Here is a 17,351-nt window from a genome sequence, read left to right as displayed (position 1 = left end):
ATAAAAATAGGTTCCAATGAAGATCAGAACCTATCCATTAAAGTAATTATTTTCATTCAAAAATAATTGCTTGATAAGGTTGAAGAATAAGACCACCTTGCGCATCTTCCACTATTGGGCTGTTATGCAAATAAATATCTTTAGCTTTAATGGTAAGTGCTTTTTCTTCACCACTAAAATTACAGTAAATATTGACTGAGTTACCATCATAAGTACGCTTAAAAGCAATCACATTTTCTGGTGAAACCAATGGCGAGAATTCACCATAGACCAAAATATCACTGATCTTTGAATGTCGTCTTAATGCAATTAATTGTTGATAATAAGCGAAAAGAGAATGTTTATCTTGTGTCTCTTGCTCTGCATTAATATCCACATAATTAGGGTTAACTTTTAGCCATGGCTTTCCAGTACTAAAACCACCATTTATTTCACGATCCCATTGAAAAGGTGTTCTTGAATTATCACGGCTACGGTCATTAAAGTATTCAATTATTTGCTTGTCGCTATAACCTAATTTTTTACCCCATTCATATAATTTAAAAACATGCAAATCATCATGTTCTTCTAATGTCATTGGGCAATTAGTCATGCCAATTTCTTGCCCTTGATAAATAAAAGGAGTTCCTCGTTGAGTTAATAAAAATGTCGCTAACATTTTGGCACTAGTTACATTAATCGCACCTTTAGGAAGAAATTTATTTAATGAACGAGGCTGATCATGATTTTCTAAATAAGGTGCTCCCCAACCTACGCGTTGAGTATCTAGCTGACTTTTAATAAATACAGGTTTTAATCTTTCACCTGTGATTGGATTAATGGTAAATGGTTTCTCATTACGAATATCTAAATCAGCGATACTAAAATCAAATACCATGGAAAAATAACCATTCTCGCCAACATAAGCGCGTAAATCTTTTTCAGGTACATCAATTTCTGCAACCGTCATACTATTTGCAGGCTTAAAAGTATTCTCGACTAATTCAGTTAAAAACTTATCAATACCAGATTGATTTAATACCCAAGGCACTAAAGACGCTGAACCATCATCTTTATCAGGTTCAAATTGATATTCAGATAAGGCTTCAGGTGATTTTTTTAAATTACCAATCGCATCAATACGAAATCCTGCAACACCTTTTTTGATCCAGACATTTATCATGTTGATAATATCTTTACGTAATTGTGGGTTTTCCCAGTTTAAATCCGGTTGTTCAGGGCCAAAGGAATTGAAATACCAACGATTAGTTTCTCCAACGCGACTCCAAACAGAGCAATCAAAATAAGTGCGTAAATTATTAGGAGGAGTCGGTTTATCCCATTGTTTAAAAATATAATAATCGCTATATGGGCTATTAGGATCTTCAATTGCCGCTTTAAACCAAGGATGCTCATCAGAAGAGTGATTTAATACTAAATCTAATAGAATTTTAATATCACGTTTTTTAGCTTCGCTAATAAGTTTATCTAACGCGTTATTATCGCCAAAGATAGGATCGACAACAGAATAATCAGCAATATCATAACCATTGTCTTTCATTGGTGATTTAAAAATCGGACATAACCAAATAACGTTTGTACCAAGTGACTGAATATAATCTAATTTCTCCGTGATCCCAGCTAAATCACCGACACCATCCCCGTTACTATCATAATAACTCTTGGGATAAATTTGATAGACCACGGCATCTTTCCACCAAGTATTAGACATATTCACCTCACTAAGGTAATTAGCATATATGGAACTGTTCCATGATTAATATAAGATACTATAGGCACTAAAAGAGAGGGTAAGGTAATTAACATACTAAAATGTGAAATAGCTCATACTAAAAAAACACAATTACCTCAATAAAGATGGGTTTGTCATAATCATATTAAGATATATTAGGTCATCAACTAATTGAAAGGAGCAACAGCATATTCAATGGCCGGGATCCGTGATGTCGCAAAAAAAGCCAATGTCGCAGCAAGCACTGTTTCCAGAGCATTAAATAACAGTGGCTATGTGTCTCAAGCTGCACGAGAAAAAATAAAAAAAGCGGTTGAGGAATTAGATTATATTCCAGATACTTGGCTAAGAAATTTATATCAACAAAAGAGTGCTGTTGTTGGTGTCATTATTAATAGCCTTGAATACCCTTATTTTGCGACAGTGACACGTTTTATTGAAAATAAGCTCGCTGAAAATGGCTATAGCATGATGTTATGTGCAACACAAAATAGCAAAGTACGTGAACGTATATTTTTTGATATGCTTAAACGCGGTCAGATCGACGGTATTATTGCAGAATATCTGTTATTGGATGATAGTGAATATCAGCATATTCAAAGACCGGTGGTAACGCTAGATCGTCATCTTCGTGATATTCCATTAGTGTGTTCCGATCACCATACTGGTGGTCGATTAGCAGCAGAACACCTTATTCAAAAAGGTTGCCAAAAAATCCTCTATATTGAAGATAATTCAAGTTATTTATCATCAACCCCTTCATATCAAAGCTGTTTAGCTTTTAAAGAAACGCTTATTCAGGCAGGTATTAAACCTATTCCTTGTAAAGTAAATTGGAAAGAAGAAGAGAAAGACTATTTTCACTCTTTTGCAACAAAAATACTTTCTTTGCATTCAGAGATCGATGCTATTTTTGCTGCTGATATTCCCGCCATGGCATTATTTAATGAAGCAACAAGACGAAATATTGCCATTCCAGAACAATTAAAAATAGTTGCTTACGATGGCAGTCCTTGGTTAAACCAAACACTGCGCCAATTAACCTGTATTGAACAACCCTTTGAAAAACTGGCTGAAAAAAGCGTAGAAGTGATTAGCGCATTAATTGAGAATAAAACAATCACAGATAACATCTCTGTTATTCCAGTGAAGTTTATTCAAGGTGAAAGTAGCTAATTATTGATTCAATTCTTATGACAGTTTTGTGTTGAGATATCGCCATAACATGTCGATACCATAAACATGTCACGCTGTTATGTTTATAAAAGCTAGTTTTATCGACATATCGCCATAACATGTCGATACCATAAACATGTCTCGCTATTATGTTTATAAAAACGCATTTTATCGACATATCGCCATAATATGTCGATACTATAAAAAAACGCCAAAGAAAGTTACCCTTCTCTAGCGTTTTATTTGATTATGTTTTACTTCAAAATTGAGTAAAAGCTATCGTTCTTATTTTGCAGGACGAACTGCGATAACTTCAATTTCTACACGCCATGCTGGATTAGCCAGTTTTGCGATTTGGAAAGTTGAACGAGCTGGCAGTTGGTCAGTTTTAGAAGCATCAAAGTACTTAGAATAACCGTTCATAAAGCCTTTAAAGTCCATCTCACCTTTAGTTTCTTCGCCACCAACTAGGAAGACTTGCATTTTCACAACGTCTTTCATATCTAGGCCAAGTTCATTTAAGTGAGTTTTGATTTGTTCTAATACACTGATAGTTTGTTCTTCAGTATTACCATAAGACGCTAATACGCCTTCTGGTGCATCTGCTGATTTCTTAGCCGGTACTTTACCGCTTAAGAAAACAAGGTTGTTACCTGCACTTACTTCAACAGACTCAGAAATAGGCATACCGTTTAATTTATGGTGTACAACACCTTCCGCATTCGCGCTTGCTACACCAAAAATAAAAGGCAGAGCAACAAGTAAACTTTTATAACGCATGAAAACTCCTTAACATGTTTAATTTACAGTAAAACAAGGGGTTATTTACTTCTTAAAGCGATCCATACTAAATGGTGTTGGATCAATAACTGGTTTCTTACCTGTAACGATATCAGCAGTCACTTCACCAGCAGCAGGGCCTTCGGTCATACCCCATACGGTTGCAGTATTGATAACTAGGCCTGGGTATTCTTTGACTTCAGAAATAATAGGTAATTCATCAAATGTTGGACTAACTACTGCGCCCCAACGTTCAACAACTTGTGATTTTTCAAATACTGGGAATTCAGCTTTCATTCTTTGGAATACAGCATCCAAGTGCTCAGTATTTTGCGTTGCTGTTGCAACACGATATTGTTCAAACGGTGTTTTTTCATCTAATTTCCAAGATGTTGCCATCTTGAATGAGTTGAATAAATCTTCACCGATAGAGAATTCTAATGGTAGCTCACCACCACCTAATAGGTGCATGAACTTAGGCCCTAACAAGAAGCTATCTTTCACGATAGAGCTTGTGAAAATACGAGGTGCGACAGCATAAGTACCATCGGCTTGCTCACGGAAATGGATACCGTTTGGTAAATGCACGTTACCACGAGGTGCACCCGGAACACCTGATACACGTTGCTGTGATAAGTAAACATTCAGCGTTGGAATATCAATGCCCATGTTACCCATAAATAAACGTGACCAAATACCACCAGCAAGAACAACGTGAGATGTTCTAATTGCACCTTTTTCTGTTACAACATCAGAAATTTTACCACCAGCAGTTTCGATGCCTCTTACCGCGCAGTTGGTATAGATTTTTACGCCAATTTGTTTAGCGTAGCGTGCTAATGCAGGTGTGCCTGTTTCTGGATCAACAGAACCTGAGTCTTCTTCAAAAGCGGCCACAGTCCATGGTGTTTGAGCACCAACAAGACGGTTTGATAACTCTTCACCTTTAATAATGCGCGTATTTAATGGTGTATCAAATCCAGCCGTTTCTTTTGCTGTTTTGATCCACGCTTGCGCTTTATCAAATGCTTTTTCATCTGCAAGGGCTTCTACTCGACCTTGTGTACGATAACTAGTATCAGCACCAATCTTTTCGTTCATTCCACGCCATAAGATTTTCCCGTAATGGTGTAATGGGAAAATTTCTGGTGATGTTTGATAACTAATAATTTGGCTGTATGCTCGGCCTGATTGTTCACCGCCAATCTCGCCTTTTTCTAAAATAGTGACACTCATGCCACGTTCTGCAAGGTTGATAGCAGTCATGATACCTTGGATACCACCACCAATAATCACTGCATCAGACTCTTTAGGCAGCGCACCCTCTGTACCTTCAACAAATGATGCTCTAGATTTAGCTTCAACGAATTTGCCATCACGGCGAACCATTGGAACTAACGCAGCACCACCGGCTAAAATACCCGCAGCACCAACACCTAAAAGCAGCTTTCTCCTTGAAATTTTCATCTTCTACCTCAGTAATGGATTTACTATTTATATTTATAATGTTGTTCATTTATTTCTTTAAAACTGAATAATACCATAGTTCATTATATTGTTAATAATTATAATTATTTGTTAACCATTTCTTAGAACAACAATATCCATAGATACAATATGGTTACTTTAACCATTTTTTTTCATAGAAATTCATCATTTAATGAGCTAGAGATGAAAACCTTGCGTTTATTATCAATTGATAAATAAGAAGATATTTAGAATTGGATAAATTTTTAATAGAAAAAGCAATTGTTTAAATAATTAACATTTTGATACAAATGACGAGGATGGCTGTAAAATATTGTTTACAAAACAAGCAAAATCTATCGCACAATTGCATAAAATAAAAAGATGATCTGACTATCTAATAGCCTTATTTTTACAAAATAAGTAATTTTACTTAGTAACTGGTTTATGGGTCAGTTAGTAGACGAATATACTTTTTGGAAAATACGTAGAAAAGAGGATATTCGAGTTCGAAATAAAACTGGGGTAAGTACAAATTCTCAATAAAAAAAGCCAGAGGGTTAACTCTAGCTTTTTACATAATAATAAAAATAAGCTTAAGCGATAAAATGAAAATAGCTTATCTCATCGTAACAAATTCTTCTGCTGCAGTTGGGTGGATTGCCACAGTATCATCAAAGTCTTTTTTCGTTGCGCCCATTTTCAGAGCCACAGCAAAACCTTGTAGCATTTCATCCATACCAAACCCAATACCATGAATACCAACAATTTTTTCGTCTGCGCCAACACAAACTAACTTCATACGACACGGTTGGCGATGACGAGTCACAGCACTATACATTGCTGTGAAAGACGATTTGTACACTTTAACTTGATCAGCACCGTACTGCTCAACCGCTTGAGGCTCTGTTAAACCAACAGTACCAATAGCTGGATGACTAAATACCACTGTTGGGATATTTGAATAGTCTAAATGTTCGTTAGGTTTGTTGTTAAATAAACGCTCTGACAAACGACGCCCTGCGGCAACAGCAACAGGCGTTAATTCAACTGCACCTGTATTATCGCCAACAGCATAAATTCCTTTTACATTGGTATTTTGGAATTTATCGACTTTGATATAGCCTTTTTCATTTAACTCGACACCCGTTACCGCCAGATTCAGGTTATCCGTTGCTGGCTCACGACCAATTGCCCAGATTAATGTATCAACTGTCTGCTCTGTGCCGTTTTCCAGTTGTAACGTTAAACTTCCATCCGCATTCTTAATTACAGCTTTAGGAATAGCGTGTGTATGTAATTTAGGCCCTTCGGTTTCCATCACTTCTAACAGTGTTTCAACGATTAATGGGTCAAAATTACGCAGTGGCGCATGTTTACGCACAAATAGGTGCGTTTCACTACCCAAAGCATTTAACACACCAGCAAGTTCAACAGCGATATAACCAGCACCAACAACAGCAACACGTTTTGGTAAGGCTTTTAATTCAAAAAAGCCATCAGAATTAATACCATACTCAGCACCTGGAATATTAGGTTGAACAGGACGACCGCCTGTTGCAATCAGAATATTATCAGCCGTGATCTTTTCGCCATTAACTTCAATCGTATTGGCATCAACAAAACGAGCAAACCCTTGGATAACATCAACTTTGTTATTACCTAAGACACGGTCATAAGATTGATGAATACGGTCAATATAAGCAGAACGGCTACTAATTAGCGTATCCCAATCAAAACGGTTCACTGTGGTATCAAAACCATAATCAGGACCGTATTGATGAATAGCTTCAGCAATTTGCGCTGCATGCCACATCACTTTTTTAGGTACACAACCCACGTTAACACAAGTGCCACCTAACGCTTTCGCTTCAATTAATGCACATTTTTGGCCATACATTGCCGCTCTATTAATTGATGCAATACCGCCACTACCGCCACCGATGGCGATGTAATCGTAATGTTTGCTCGTCATTTCTCTGATCCATTTATCTGTAGAAAAATAGGTAACTCACAGGCTAAGTCTTTCATATCATGATGTCTATTATGACAAAATTTAAAACATAGCACGTCAGATTTTAGCTTTTACAGTAATAGGCAAAAACAATAATAAAGATGCTTATTCTGGTACAACCCACTCAACTAATGTATGTCCAATACCCTCAGGAACTAAGGTTTTATGTAACCAAGGGAGTATTGATTTCATTTGTGATTCTAATTTCCAAGGTGGATTAATCACAATCATGCCTGATGCAGTCATCCCTAGTTGATCACTATCGGGTTTTACTGCTAATTCAATTTGTAAAATCTTACGGATCCCTGTTGCTTCAAGCTCTTTTAACATGCGTTTGATTTGCTGACGGTGAACAACGGGATACCAAATCGCATAAGTTCCTGTCGCAAAGCGCTTATGGCCTTCAACAACACCTTTAACAACAGCAGAATAGTCTTGTTTGAGTTCATAAGGTGGATCAATTAATGCGAATCCACGACGACTTGGCGGAGGTAACTTAGATTTTAATTGGCCAAAACCATCTTCACGAGAAACTCTAACTCGCTCGTCACGAGAGAATTCGGTACGTAATAAAGGAAAATCCGTTGGATGTAATTCTGTTAGCGCTAAGGAATCTTGTTCTCTTAGTAATTTGCTCGCTAATAGAGGTGATCCCGGATAATAACGCAGTTCCCCACTTGCGTTTAATTCTCCAACCGCTTCAAGGTAAGGCAAAATAAGCTCAGGCACTTCTTCTTGCTGCCATAAGCGTGCGATCCCTTCTAAATATTCGCCAGTGCGAGTCGCATGAGCATTGGTTAATTGATAACGTCCAGCGCCAGCATGAGTATCAAGATAAAGAAAAGGTTTCTCTTTCTCTTTTAAAGACTCAATGATGAGTGTTTGAACAATATGTTTTAAAACATCGGCGTGGTTGCCAGCATGGAAACTATGGCGATAGCTCAGCATTCTTTATCTTCCGTTAGAAATAAGTATAGCTTAGTAATTAATTTACTCAGAAATAGTGATTAAACTCAGTGTATCAGAAAAAGCCGAACTTCTTCATTGAAAGCGAAAGAAACGTTGTGTCTTAGTATTCAGCCGTTATGATAAGCCCATATTTCACTTAAGTTTAAATAGGATAGAAAGATGAAAAAATTACTTTTTACTGCCATAACCTTAAGCTTACTCGCAAGTAATGCTTATGCCGATAGATCAACCAATGGTTGTGAAATAAAAAAACAGAATATCCAAAAGCAGATGGAATATGCAAAAGCACATGGTAATCAATATCGTATCCAAGGCTTGGAGCGAGCATTACAAAATGTTGAACGCTATTGCACACCTGAAAAAGTGGTTGAAAACACACGCCTTGAATTACGTGAAAAACAACTTGACGTTAAAGAGCGTGAGCTCGAATTAAAAGAAGCACAACTTAAAGGTGATGCAGATAAAATTGCTAAACAAGAAAGAAAGCTAGCTGAAGAAAAAGCTGATTTAAAAGCAATTGAAGAAGAATTAAATCTACTGACAAAGTAGTTATCATCAATAATTAATGCCTACTCCTTATTTGACTGTGAAATACAGACTAAAACAATAAGTGAGTAGCCATTCTCTTATTAAACTAAACTTAATTTCAGAATTGCTGTATTGGTTTTTTATCCTTTATTAAGTACAAGATTATCTACACCTTTTAATAGAGCATCATCTACACTTAAGCCAGAACAAACAAATACATCTCCTAAATCAGTGGCTAATTACAATAAGCATAAGGTGTGTAATAGAAATTAAGCTATGATATTTTTGAGTGAAAACTATAGTAGTAACATTAATTTATTGAAAATGGACTGATCTAATTAAAGAGGATATATGTCAGAAGAGCAGCAACAAAAAACAGTAAGTGAAAAAACTCAACTGACTCAGCCACTAAAAAAAGGGCTGGAAAAAGGGCTTCATGGTGGGAAAAAAGCCATTGGAATTGGGATAAAAATCAGTAACTTCATCACCAATATCCCTTTTATTGCACACCTTATTCGTGCAGCAGAACGTTTCACTGACAGAATGGGAAATCAGTTCGGCGCAGCTATTACTTACTTTTCATTTTTATCATTAATCCCAGTATTAATGCTTTCTTTTGCCTGTGCGGGTTTTGTTTTGGCCTCAAATCCAGATTTACTCGCTAAATTAATTACAGGTGTCGCAAATAGCATTGACGATCCAACGCTTGCATCCACAGTTCAACAAAGTATTGATACCGCAGTTCGCCAGCGTACAACCGTTGGTTTAACTGGTTTAGCAATTGCACTTTATTCTGGTGTTAATTGGGTGGGTAATTTACGCCAAGCCATTTTGGCTCAATCACGCCCCGTTTGGGAAAGAAATAAAGAAGAGCAAGAGAAAATCTATTTCCGCTACTTTCGCGACTTTTTAGCGCTAATTGGCTTACTTTTTGCGTTAATTGTCACTATTACGCTAACTTCTGTGGCAGGTTCAGCCCAAAGAATGATTGTTCACACATTGGGATTAGACGGTATTGAATGGCTAACGCCAGCATGGACAACCATCGGATTAACTATTTCCATTACTGCAAACTATTTACTCTTTTTATGGATATTGTGGATCTTACCTCGCCATCAACCAAAACGAATTTCGCTTATTAAAGGCACACTTATCGCTGCCATTGGTTTTGAAATATTGAAATCCGTTATGACATGGATGCTACCCAAAATCGCAAGCTCACCTTCAGGTGCCGCATTTGGTTCAGTGATAGGTTTAATGGCTTTCTTCTACTTTTTTGCCCGATTAACACTCTTTTGTGCCGCGTGGATCGCCACTGATGGCCCAAATATGCGCAAAGAACAGTTGTCTGAAACGCAATCAACATCTTAACTTTATGATAAAACTATATGGTTAATTCCCTGCATTAACCGCCTATAAATAACGTAATAAGGAAAAACAATGCCATACGTTAATATTAAAATTACACGCGAAGGTGCAACCGCAGAGCAAAAAGAGCAGCTCATTGCGGGAGCAACACAACTTTTGGTTGATGTATTAGGCAAAAATCCAGCAACCACGGTTGTGGTAATTGATGAAGTTGAAACAGATAACTGGGGAATAGGTGGTAAAACAGTAACAGAATTACGAGCAGCAACAAAAAGTAAATAAAAAATTTCTGCAATATAATAAAGGGTGCAAAGTACACCCTTTTTGCTGATTTATTTTCCTGACAGATAAGGAAGTAACTATGGTTCAATCAATGACTGATGCTTTTCATGCCTTACCTTCAGCAAGTGCTATCTATATTACAGGTGCAGGCATTCAGTACCCTTTTGGTATGGCGCACGGATTTGCCGATGAAAGTACCCAGAAAAAATTAACTGTAGATACACCTTTTCGAATCGCTAGTAATACAAAAACCTTTCTCGCAGCCGCTTTTTTACGTTTATGGGAACAAGATGCTCTATCCCTTGATGATGATATAACTAAATATTTAAGTGCTCATTATCAACAGACATTATTAGAGCTAGGGTATGATCTTAAAGCCATTACACTACGCCATTTATTAAGCCATAGCAGTGGTTTATTCGATCATGCAAATGAAGCTTATCTTGAAGATGTGATTAAAGATCCCTCTCATAAATGGACACGAGAAGAACAAATAGCGCGCTATGCTCAACAAGGCTTTCCCATTATTCCAGCTGGAAAACGCTTCATTTATTCAGATACAGGATACATCTTGTTAGGTGATATCCTCTCTCAGTTTATGAGAAAAAATATGGCCACCAGCGTTCGTGAATTATTGCATTTCCAAGACTTAGATTTACCACAAACGTGGTGGGAAGATTTAGAACTACAACCTAAGCATCCTAAAGCGCGTGCTAGACAGTTTACAGGTGAGCACGAAGGTACTCATATTGATGCTTCAATGGATGCTTTTGGCGGTGGCGGGCTTGTGATGACAACCCTTGAGTTAGCTAAATTTACAGCTGACCTCTTCGAAGATAGAGTTTACTTGCATCCATCAACCTTAAAAGAGATGAAATGGCAAGGATCACATACAGGTGCTGCAAATTATCGTTTAGGTTTAATGGCCGAAGAAACTGACCTAGGCACACTTTACTATCATCTTGGTTATTGGGGGTCAGTAGCTTATTACTTACCTGAAAAACAAATTGCTATTGCCGGTTTTACAACCCAAAAAAATAACCGTGAAGATCTGATAACCATTGTTAAAGAAGCATTTAAACGCCTTTAAAATCAAAAATCAAAAATCAAAAAGCCAAAAATGTATCAATAACACTTTTGGCTTTTTGTTTATTTTATGACTGATAAATTTCTAATATCAGTCTATCTCTGTTTTATTACGGTTTCTTCGTCGGTGTTGTGGCTACCGCTGGAGTTGTTACAGCCGGAGTTTCAACTGCTTTATTTGGTGTAGTATTAGTTGCAACAGGCGCAGGTGTATTTGCCGTTTCTGGATGAACTTGCTTTTCAAATTGAATACGCAATTCACCTAAATTCACCGTTGGTGTTTCACCACTTTGCGTTAATACAAAAGTAATATCTTCAGATAAAACTCTTGAAAGCTCCTGGTTTAATGTCTCTTTTGTTAAACCAGCTAAAAATGCTTGGCGTAAACGCTGATATTGTTCAGGTGGAATATCAATAATATTGCTTTGTTGTGATAACAGACGCTGATTAATTAAAATTGCCGTACTGGTTTTTGCATAACGGGCAAACAACTGAGTTAATTGAAGTTGTTTTTCTTGTTGAAGCTCTTGGTATAGTTCATCACTAATACCTTGATTACGTAAACGACCTAACTCTTCTCCCACCCATGATGCTAATGCAGGAATATGAGCCGTTGCGGTATCAATATTTAAAGAACAACTTGCACGCTGATATTGTACCCGGCAATCAATGTTAATTTGAGTACTGTCGTTTTCCTTACGTTGTTCAAGGCTACGACCCAAATGCACAAAAATGACTTCACGAGCTAAATCACTTAACCAATATTTATTTAATGTGTCAGAGTCTTTTACTGGCGACCAGTCTAAATCCCAAATTAAAGCAATTTGGTCTTTTGCACGCATAGGCTCTTGCACATATAACGTTTCAGGTTTCATATCGGCAAGAACAGGCACTGGAACAGGTGTTACACGCTTTCCTGATAGAGTTGAAAATGCCTGATTAATACTTTCAGTCAATACTCGATTATCAACATTACCTGCAACATAAAGTGTCATCATATCTGGGGTATACCAACGTTGTTGGTAATCTGACAGCTCTTTAGTATTTACAGATTGATTAACCGGTTTTCCTGGATTGTGGCCTTTTAGATTTGAGCCTTCAAGGCGTGAGCGCCAAATAGGATCTTCAATATTGAGAGGAAATGTTGCAATAGGAAGCGGTGATTGAACCGCATTACGAACCGCATCTTCGGTATATTCAGCAGGTTTAGCAATACCTGCTAATAATGCAAAAGCATCCTTTAATAGCTCAGGCTGGTTGTTCGGTAAACTTAGATTATAAACAGTAAAATCGTATGAAACGATCATTGGAGGTAACGGATAGTCAGGATCTAACGCATTTTTCCATAGATTATCGCGTTTCTCTGGCGTTAAGCCTGTATTTTCCAAAACGTTGAGTTTGGACACTAAGGATGAAAAACCCGTTTCACTACTTTTTTCTGATAAAGAACCTGTATTGACTAATAAACGGATCTGTATTCTATCATTTGGGCGTTGCGGTGTTTGTAAGATTTGCCACTGAAAACCATTTGCTAGTCGCCCTTCTTGCCAAGCCGGATCAGGCTGCAAAGCTTCCGCTTGAACTTGGCAAATAACAGCGCCGAACATAACGCTTCCCAATAAAATTCGTGTCATTACACCCTGCATGTGAACCTCTGTTGTATTAATCCTTGGTATTAAACCACTTATGAGGTTTAACAATAAGTGCCAAAAGACATGTTAGATGTTGGATGTCTATTTTTTGTATTATCATCTTTATCACCACAGAAACATGAAATGAAATCACTATAGTGATTAGACTCATTATGGCGTAAGAAGGTTCAGACCTTCGGCAATTTTTGATCAGATTTTTGATGATTATATCCTTTAACCAGCAAACCAATCTCATCATCACAATGTGATTTTGGACAAGATAACGCTGAAACTTGGCTATCTTTATTGAGGGTGACGGCGATTTGGCGTAAAGGTTTTACAACAATACGATTAATACACCAGCTAATAGCAACCGTCAGAATAAGCCCCATCAACAGATATGTTGTTAGCATCAAGGCAACAGTATTACTGGCAAAACGATAAAAACGATTTGTGTCAGCCTGTAAAATGAGATGACCACTATAGGACTTATCATCTGTTGAAGTAATACCTAATGGCTGTAAAGGAATAACAGCTTCAACGGGAATACCAAAAAGCCAACTTGAGAATTCAGAGACTTCTTTCTTAGGTGCGAAATCTAAACTCATCACTTGTACATTTTCGGGTTGCATGACAATCGCTTTACCTAAAATACCCGTCGCTTTTAGTGTAACAATCTGTTGTTTAGCATCGTTCAAATCTGATCGTAACAATGCATCAGCGAGTGGTTGCTGGATACTTACACCAGCATTAAAAAGCTGATTTTGATAATCTTCACGGCGTTGATCTATCAAATAAACAAGTTGAATACTGATAAAAATAGCAATAGTCACCAACGTAACGCCCGCAACAGCGGCCATCTGTTTTATTGTTAATGAATGTTTAAGATGAGGTTTCATCGTTGCTATTTCCAATATACATGTCTGATCAGAGCGATTATACTGTATTTTTGTGATTATGTATCACTCTCAATAAAGAAAATAGCGTTATAAAAAGCGCTTATCCATTAAAATGAAAGTAGATAAATATATAACTATTATTATTTGAGTATAGTTATAAGATAAAAATAGTAAAATAAAAATTAAATATTATTTTTTCTTGGTTATCTACAATAAATCTACTTTATTTTAATAAAAATATACAATTCACTAAAAAATATAAAATTAAATGCCATTAAAACCTTAACTTCAAGTTAAAGTGCAATGCTAACCGCAGTATATTTCTTAGTAAAAAATATTATTTTCCTTTAATATCATTGAAGTTTATATTTTAAAAAACTCATATAAATATAATATTTGATATCTATAAAATCATTATTAGATTATTTAGTTAAGATTAATTAAATATTATTAATAAAAAAAATAAGAACAATATAAATCAGTATATTGTTCTTATTTTATGAGATAAATTTATTTTATTTAAACTATCGCGTTATCTTGCTCCACCGCAAAACAAGCAATAAGCTGACCATTATACTCTTTTAATGTTGGCTGTAATTGACTACATGGCCCAAATGCACGACGGCAACGAGCAGCGAAAGCACAACCCGGTGGCGGATTTAATGGGCTCGGTAATTCTCCCGTTAATTTAATACGCTCTCGTCTTAATTCAGGCGTCAATCTTGGTGTGGCTGATAATAATGCCTGTGTATAAGGATGTTGTGGATTTTCAAAAATTTGAGCTTTTGTTCCTTTTTCTACACAACGCCCTAAATACATTACAATAACTTCATCTGCAATATGCTCAACAACCGAGAGATCATGAGAAATAAAAACATAAGAGAGCCCCATATCTTGTTGTAGATCCATCATCAAATTCAGTACTTGGGCACGAACGGATACATCCAGCGCAGAAACAGGCTCATCGGCTACCACAATGTCTGGATCAAGCATCAAACCACGCGCAATAGCAATACGCTGACGTTGACCACCAGAAAACATATGAGGATATCGGCTATAGTGCTCTGTTTTTAATCCCACTTTTGCCATCATTGATAATACTTTTTCTTTACGCTCAGAAGCATTCAGTGTTGTATTAATCAATAAAGGCTCTTCTAAAATTTGCCCTACTTTTTTACGCGGATTCAATGATCCATAAGGATTTTGAAACACAATTTGGATCTTTTGGCGACGTAGCTTCTCAGCCGATTTATCTTTAATTAACAGATTTTGCCCACGATAAGCAAGCTCGCCTGAAGTAGGAACCTCAATCATCGTGAGTAATCGACCTAATGTGGATTTACCACATCCTGATTCACCAACAACAGCCAAAGTCTTACCACGTTCTAATTCAAAAGAGACACCATCAAGGGCTTTAACTGTTCTCTCTTTTGAAAAAAGCCCACCTTTTACGCTGTAATACTTCGCTAAATTAACCGCTTTTAATAAAGGAGTTGATACATTTGGATTAACTTCAGCCATGGGTAGGTTCCCCTGCATTATCTAACGGTGTATGACACTTCACACGATGCGTTCCTAATTCTTTTAATTCAGGCTCAACCTTATAACATTCATCATGAGCATATGGGCAACGAGGATTGAGTAAGCAACCTGTTGGTCGATCATAGCGCCCTGGTACAACGCCCGGTAGCGATGCTAGTCGCGCTTTATTACTCGCGAACTCAGGGAGTGCTCTTAATAATGCTTGAGTATAAGGATGACGAGGCGCTTTAAAAATTTCTGATGATTTTCCAGATTCCACCACTTGCCCCGCATACATCACAATAATGGTGTCTGCGGCTTCTGCCACCAATGCAAGATCATGGGTAATCAACACTAGCGCCATATTTTCTTGTTTTTGTAAATCGAGCAAAAGCTCTATGATTTGAGCCTGAATAGTCACATCCAGTGCTGTGGTAGGTTCATCTGCAATCAATAATTTAGGGCGACAAGCGATCGCCATTGCGATCATCACACGCTGGCTCATTCCCCCTGAAAGCTGGTGTGGATAGACATCTAAACGAGAAGCGGGATCAGGAATACCCACCAGCGTTAAGAGATCGATAGCACGTTGTTTACGTGTTTTACGACTTCCTCCCTGATGGACTTTTAATGCTTCCATGATTTGATAGCCAACCGTAAAACAAGGATTCAAGCTTGTCATCGGATCTTGGAAAATCATTGCAACCTCTGCACCCACCAAATTTCGTCGCTCTGATTCAGAGATTTTCATCAGATCTCTGCCATCAAAATAAAGCTCTTGTGCTGTCACTCGTCCTGGAAAATCAATAAGTCCCATAATTGCCAATGAACTGACTGATTTACCAGAGCCAGACTCACCGACAATACCCACAACTTGCCCTTCTTCAACCTGATAGCTTATTCGGTCTACCGCTTTAAACGGAGTATCTTCATCACCAAAGTGAACAGATAATTGATTAATATTTAGTAATGCCATGTTCTTACTCCGTTACTGCTTTAATTTCGGATCAAGTGCATCTCGTAAACCATCACCCATTAAGTTAAAGGCTAATACGGTAAACAAAATAGCAAGACCAGGAAACGTCACAACCCACCACGCACTCTGTGTAAACTGCAATACATCAGATAACATGGTTCCCCATTCAGGTGTCGGTGGCTGCGCGCCCATTCCTAAAAAGCCTAATGCTGCCATATCTAAGATGGCATTAGAAAAACCTAAAGAGGCTTGAACAATTAAAGGGGCAAGACAGTTAGGTAAGATATTGATAAACATTTGACGCATTGAGCCCGCCCCCGCAACACGAGAAGCAATAACGTAATCGCGGTTAACTTCAATTAAAACAGCGGCTCGCGTTAATCGAACATAGTGAGGTAAAGCAACAAAGGTCAGTGCGATAGAAGCATTAACAATAGAAGGACCAAAAATAGCTACCAACACTAATGCCAATAATAAACTTGGTAATGCCAACATGATATCGACGACACGCATAATGCCGATATCTACAAGACCACCGAAATAACCCGCGGCCAATCCTAGAATAATTCCTAAGATAAGTGATAGCACGACAACAATACAGCCCACCAATAATGAAAGTCGAGCACCAAACATTAAGCGAGAAAGAATATCGCGACCAACATCATCAGTACCGAGAATAAATTGCCAGCTTCCCCCTTCTTGCCAAACAGGAGGCACTAATAAGAAATCACGAAATTGCTCATTAGGGGCATGAGGTGCAAGAAAGCCCGCCAGTAATGCAATAAGCAACATAATTACAATATAGATTAACCCAACAACAGCACCTTTATTTTGTTTAAAGTAGTGCCAAAATTCTTGGAAGGGCGTCATGGGAGCCGGTGCACTGATGACCGGTGTTACTTTATTTTCAGTCATTATGCAT

15 protein-coding genes are annotated in these 17,351 nt (G+C 37.4%); 5 read left to right on the top strand and 10 right to left on the bottom strand.

The features are described from left to right. Nucleotides 1-52: 52 nt before the first annotated feature. A complete protein-coding gene (locus JEP36_RS14450; protein ID WP_198630382.1) occupies nt 53-1,711 on the bottom strand; it encodes an alpha-glucosidase in 1,659 nt (552 codons plus the stop codon). Between the two features lie 216 nt (nt 1,712-1,927). Between JEP36_RS14450 and JEP36_RS14445 the strand changes: the two genes are divergently transcribed. Then, nucleotides 1,928-2,908: a LacI family DNA-binding transcriptional regulator gene (locus tag JEP36_RS14445; protein WP_198626315.1), complete on the top strand. Its 981-nt coding sequence runs from the start codon at nt 1,928-1,930 to the stop codon at nt 2,906-2,908. A 285-nt stretch (nt 2,909-3,193) separates the two neighbouring features. On the opposite strand, the gene JEP36_RS14440 is transcribed toward JEP36_RS14445, so the two are convergent. The 4 genes from JEP36_RS14440 to JEP36_RS14425 all read right to left on the bottom strand — a co-directional run bounded on the left by JEP36_RS14440 (nt 3,194) and on the right by JEP36_RS14425 (nt 8,117). Beyond that, complete coding sequence (locus JEP36_RS14440) at nt 3,194-3,688, bottom strand: RidA family protein (RefSeq protein ID WP_198620055.1); 495 nt, start codon at nt 3,686-3,688, stop codon at nt 3,194-3,196. A gap of 45 nt (nt 3,689-3,733) precedes the next feature. Further along, entirely contained in the window at nt 3,734-5,155 is a 1,422-nt protein-coding gene (locus tag JEP36_RS14435) for an NAD(P)/FAD-dependent oxidoreductase (protein WP_198630381.1), read from the bottom strand. 619 nt (nt 5,156-5,774) lie between these two features. Next, on the bottom strand, nt 5,775-7,130 hold the full coding sequence (gene gorA, locus JEP36_RS14430; RefSeq protein ID WP_099075969.1) for a glutathione-disulfide reductase: 1,356 nt from the start codon (nt 7,128-7,130) through the stop codon (nt 5,775-5,777). A 144-nt stretch (nt 7,131-7,274) separates the two neighbouring features. Continuing rightward, nucleotides 7,275-8,117, bottom strand: a complete 843-nt coding sequence (locus JEP36_RS14425) for a 23S rRNA (adenine(2030)-N(6))-methyltransferase RlmJ (protein ID WP_109374314.1) — start codon at nt 8,115-8,117, stop codon at nt 7,275-7,277. 180 nt (nt 8,118-8,297) lie between these two features. Between JEP36_RS14425 and JEP36_RS14420 the strand changes: the two genes are divergently transcribed. From JEP36_RS14420 to JEP36_RS14405, 4 genes are all read left to right on the top strand, one after another. Further along, nucleotides 8,298-8,687: a DUF1090 domain-containing protein gene (locus tag JEP36_RS14420; RefSeq protein WP_198620057.1), complete on the top strand. Its 390-nt coding sequence runs from the start codon at nt 8,298-8,300 to the stop codon at nt 8,685-8,687. A gap of 330 nt (nt 8,688-9,017) precedes the next feature. Further along, nucleotides 9,018-10,037, top strand: a complete 1,020-nt coding sequence (gene yhjD / locus JEP36_RS14415) for an inner membrane protein YhjD (RefSeq protein WP_196534050.1) — start codon at nt 9,018-9,020, stop codon at nt 10,035-10,037. A gap of 69 nt (nt 10,038-10,106) precedes the next feature. After that, a complete protein-coding gene (locus JEP36_RS14410) occupies nt 10,107-10,316 on the top strand; it encodes a 2-hydroxymuconate tautomerase family protein (RefSeq protein ID WP_006534633.1) in 210 nt (69 codons plus the stop codon). A 79-nt stretch (nt 10,317-10,395) separates the two neighbouring features. Then, nucleotides 10,396-11,406 carry a serine hydrolase domain-containing protein gene (locus JEP36_RS14405; protein WP_198620058.1) on the top strand — a complete coding sequence of 337 codons (1,011 nt, stop codon included), beginning with the start codon at nt 10,396-10,398 and terminating at the stop codon, nt 11,404-11,406. 106 nt (nt 11,407-11,512) lie between these two features. Here the strand turns inward: JEP36_RS14405 and JEP36_RS14400 are convergent, their stop codons facing one another. The 5 genes from JEP36_RS14400 to dppC all read right to left on the bottom strand — a co-directional run bounded on the left by JEP36_RS14400 (nt 11,513) and on the right by dppC (nt 17,344). After that, nucleotides 11,513-13,048: an insulinase family protein gene (locus JEP36_RS14400; RefSeq protein ID WP_232797608.1), complete on the bottom strand. Its 1,536-nt coding sequence runs from the start codon at nt 13,046-13,048 to the stop codon at nt 11,513-11,515. A 173-nt stretch (nt 13,049-13,221) separates the two neighbouring features. Further along, complete coding sequence (locus tag JEP36_RS14395) at nt 13,222-13,932, bottom strand: HAMP domain-containing protein (RefSeq protein ID WP_196534052.1); 711 nt, start codon at nt 13,930-13,932, stop codon at nt 13,222-13,224. A gap of 519 nt (nt 13,933-14,451) precedes the next feature. Next, nucleotides 14,452-15,453 carry a dipeptide ABC transporter ATP-binding subunit DppF gene (gene dppF / locus JEP36_RS14390; protein WP_196534053.1) on the bottom strand — a complete coding sequence of 334 codons (1,002 nt, stop codon included), beginning with the start codon at nt 15,451-15,453 and terminating at the stop codon, nt 14,452-14,454. Beyond that, entirely contained in the window at nt 15,446-16,429 is a 984-nt protein-coding gene (dppD, locus tag JEP36_RS14385; protein ID WP_196534054.1) for a dipeptide ABC transporter ATP-binding protein, read from the bottom strand. Before dppD ends, dppF begins: the two co-directional genes overlap by 8 nt. Nucleotides 16,430-16,441: 12 nt before the next feature. Next, a complete protein-coding gene (dppC, locus tag JEP36_RS14380; protein ID WP_160230778.1) occupies nt 16,442-17,344 on the bottom strand; it encodes a dipeptide ABC transporter permease DppC in 903 nt (300 codons plus the stop codon). Nucleotides 17,345-17,351 lie beyond the last annotated feature (7 nt).

Source organism: Proteus sp. PR00208, from assembly GCF_016238545.1.
Lineage (GTDB): Bacteria > Pseudomonadota > Gammaproteobacteria > Enterobacterales > Enterobacteriaceae > Proteus.
The sequence above is the reverse complement of the archived record's forward strand: the minus strand, read 5'-3'. Positions and strand labels throughout refer to the sequence as shown.